This is a genomic window from Mesorhizobium sp. M7D.F.Ca.US.004.01.2.1 (genome assembly GCF_003997785.1).
Lineage (GTDB): Bacteria > Pseudomonadota > Alphaproteobacteria > Rhizobiales > Rhizobiaceae > Mesorhizobium > Mesorhizobium loti.
Window position 1 is genome coordinate 1 of sequence record NZ_RZRQ01000481.1, and the last position, 3,304, is coordinate 3,304.

The 3,304-nt window shown below is 62.6% G+C and carries 3 protein-coding genes; all 3 read right to left on the reverse strand.

Features of this window, described 5'->3' with window-relative positions; genetic code table 11:
* Positions 1 to 1,400 (reverse strand): PAS domain-containing sensor histidine kinase (locus EN993_RS33330; RefSeq protein WP_164757975.1); only part of this gene is annotated, 1,400 nt, incomplete at its 3' end.
* Between the two features lie 128 nt (positions 1,401 to 1,528).
* Complete coding sequence (gene ntrC, locus EN993_RS33335; RefSeq protein ID WP_109671315.1) at positions 1,529 to 2,989, reverse strand: nitrogen regulation protein NR(I); 1,461 nt, start codon at positions 2,987 to 2,989, stop codon at positions 1,529 to 1,531.
* Positions 2,986 to 3,304 (reverse strand): ATP-binding protein (locus EN993_RS33340; RefSeq protein WP_245469041.1); only part of this gene is annotated, 319 nt, incomplete at its 5' end. The genes EN993_RS33340 and ntrC, both read right to left, overlap by 4 nt.

Genomic DNA, 3,304 nt, shown 5'->3' on the forward strand with positions numbered 1-3,304 from the left:
GCGCGATAGAAGGTCACCTGCTCACGATAGACAGGCTTGCCGGACTTGCGGCCGATCTCGAAGACGCGGCCGACATGCGGCAGCACGGCGGAGAGGTTCTGCCCAAGCGCCGCGCTGGCGGAGATGGCCAGCATCGCCTCGGCCGAGCGGTTGACGATAGTAACGATGCCGTAGGGATCGACGCCGATGACGCCTGCGGTGACGCCGGCAAGCACGGCTTCCGAGAAGCGGCGCCGTTCGTCGATCAGGTCCTTGGCCGACAGGATTTCGTTGCGCTGTGATTTCAGTTCCAGAAGCATCTTGTTGAACGTGTCGCCGAGCGAAGCGACATCGCCGTCCGAAGGCCTGACGGGAACCGCAACGTCGAGATTGCCGGTCGCCACCTCGTCGGCGGCACCGATAAGCTGGCGAATGGGCCGCACAAGACGGTCGGCAACCGCAATGCCGGTCCAGATGGCGGACAGGATGATGATCAGCGTCAGCGACAGATAGGGCAGCGCGAAGGCCACCTGCGAGGTGCGGCGGTTGTCTTCCAGACCACGATATTCGTCGGTGTTGGACCTGACTATCTGCCGCGCCTTGATCACTTCGGGATCGACGAGGCGAATGGTGTAGAGATAGAGCCCTTCGATCTCGCGCAGCTTGACGATGGCGCCCATGATGTTGCGCGTTTTCGGCTCGATCAGCACCGGCTTGCCATCGGAGGCGCTGGACACGGCGCCTTCCGGTGGCTCGGGCATGGCGAAATCCGTATCGGTCTTGGCGCTCATGACGAAAGAGCCGTCCGGCTTGATCAGCGCCGCATGGGCCAGCGACCGGCCTACGGCTTCCTTGTTCATCAGGTCGAGAAAGCCAGTGCGATCAAGGCCATAGAGTGTGCGCGACGCATCTAGATCATAGGCCATCGACAGTGTCGTGCCCTGGAGATTGCGGGCATTTTCCTGGACATAGGCGTCGGCGATCGACAGCGACGAATTGACGATCGTCTTGGTGCGTATCTCGAACCAGCGGTCGAGACCGATGTCGAGCGTGATCGACGCGATGATCGCCACCATGATCGCTGGAATGGCGGCGACCAGAGCGAACATGGCGACGATGCGCACATGCAGCCGCGAGGCGGCCTTGCCGTGCCGGCGCGCCATGAGGATACGGTGAACTTCACGTCCGACCAGCGCAATGAGGAATAGGACGAAAGCCGCGTTGAGGGCAATCAGCGCCAGCGTCGTCGATTCGTTTGGCGTGATCGGCGTCGCGCCAACAAGGATGGTGAACGAGATCGCCGCCGTCACCAGGGCGCCCACAACCGCGACCACGCCGGGCAGCGCCAACAGCCGGCGCCCGTCACGCGTGCCGGGTTCGCTGAAAAGCGGTTGGTTTGTTGTCGGTGCCTGCGGAGCCATGTCGCCGTCTAGAGCCATGATTGCGTCGGATGTATGCAACGCATTGTGGCGATTATGCAACAAGTGTGACCGAGACGGAAATCTTTCGCGAGCCGTCCCCCGAAAAGAGCCCGACCTTCAGATCAGGCTCAGCCCTGCCGCGATGATTTGTAGACGTTGACGCCGAGTTCGCGAATCTTCTTGCGCAGCGTGTTGCGGTTTAAGCCCAACAATTCCGCCGCCTTGATCTGGTTGCCGCGAGTTGCCGTCATCGAGGCCAGGACGAGCGGATATTCGACCTCGGACAGGATGCGCTGATAAAGTCCGGCGGGTGGCAAATCGCCGGCAAACGAGGCGAAATAGCGCTGCAGGAAGTGCTCCACAGCCTGGCCGATCGACAGGTCGTCGGGAATGAGATTGCCGCCGCCCGGCACCACCGGGCGTTCGCCGGTTTTGAGCTCGGCCTCGATGATCTCGGCGGAAATCTCGTCCTGCGAATAGAGTGCGGCGAGCCTGCGGACGAGGTTTTCCAGTTCGCGCACATTGCCCGGCCATGGATAGCGCTTCATCAGTTCGATGCCGCCGGGCGAGATGCGTTTGGTCTGCAGGCCTTCCATCTCGCCGAGTTTGAAGAAGTGGCGGACGAGGTCCGGCACGTCCTCGGAGCGCTCGCGCAGCGCGGGCAACCTGAGCGGCACGACGTTGAGGCGATAGAACAGATCCTCGCGGAAGAGCCCCTGGTTGATCAGCGTGCGCAGATCCTTGTTGGTGGCGGCGACGATGCGCACATCGGTCTTGATCGGCGTTCGTCCGCCAACCGTGGTGTATTCGCCCTGCTGCAACACACGTAACAGGCGCGTCTGCGCCTCCATCGGCATGTCGCCGATCTCGTCGAGGAACAATGTACCGCCTTCGGCCTGTTCGAAACGCCCTGTCGAGCGATTCTGCGCGCCGGTGAAGGCGCCCTTCTCGTGGCCGAACAGTTCCGATTCGATCAGATCGCGCGGGATCGCCGCCATGTTGATGGCAACGAACGGGCCGCCGCGACGGCGGCCATATTCATGCAAAGCGCGCGCCACCAGCTCCTTGCCGGTGCCGGATTCGCCCGAGATCATCACCGTCAGGTCGGTCTGCATCATGCGCGCCAGCATGCGGTAGATGTCCTGCATGGCGGCCGAGCGGCCGACCAGCGGCATTGCGTCGGGCTGCTCTTCCGGCCGCGCATCGATCTTCGGCCGCCGCGGCTCGGAAAGCGCCCGGTTGACGATGCTGAGCAGTTCGGTCAGGTCGAACGGCTTCGGCAGATATTCATAGGCGCCGGTTTCGGATGCGCGGATCGCCGTCATGAAGGTGTTCTGGGCGCTCATGACGATGACCGGCAGTTCAGGCCGCGCCTTCTTGATGCGCGGCAGCATGTCGAAGGCGTTTTCGTCCGGCATCACCACATCGGTGATGACCAGATCGCCCTCGCCCGCCGCCACCCAGCGCCACAGCGTCGAAGCGTTGGAGGTGACGCGCACCTCGTGACCGACGCGCGAAAGCGCTTGGTTGAGAACGGTGCGGATCGCCGCATCGTCGTCGGCGACGAGAATATTGCCGCGAACAGTCATTTGCGGTCTCCTTCACCGTCTTCATCGGCGCAGTATGGTGCTTCTTTCCAGGCCGGCATCAGGATGCGGAATGTGGTCCCACGCGGCGTCGATTCGCATTCGATGATGCCGCCATGCTCGCCAACGATCTTGGCGACCAACGCAAGACCCAACCCGGAGCCGTTCGGCTTGGTGGTGATGAACGGATCGAACAGGATCGGCAAAATATCTTCCGAGACGCCGGAGCCATTGTCGCGCACGCAGAATTCCAGCGGCAGCGATACGCGATCCTGTGTACCCGGCACGGAAACGCGGATGCCGGGCCGGGTACACAGG

What these genes read in the sequence shown, in the direction of transcription:
- ntrC (WP_109671315.1), bottom strand. Translation starts at nt 2,989, where the DNA reads ATGACTGTTCGCGGCAATATTCTCGTCGCCGACGACGATGCGGCGATC.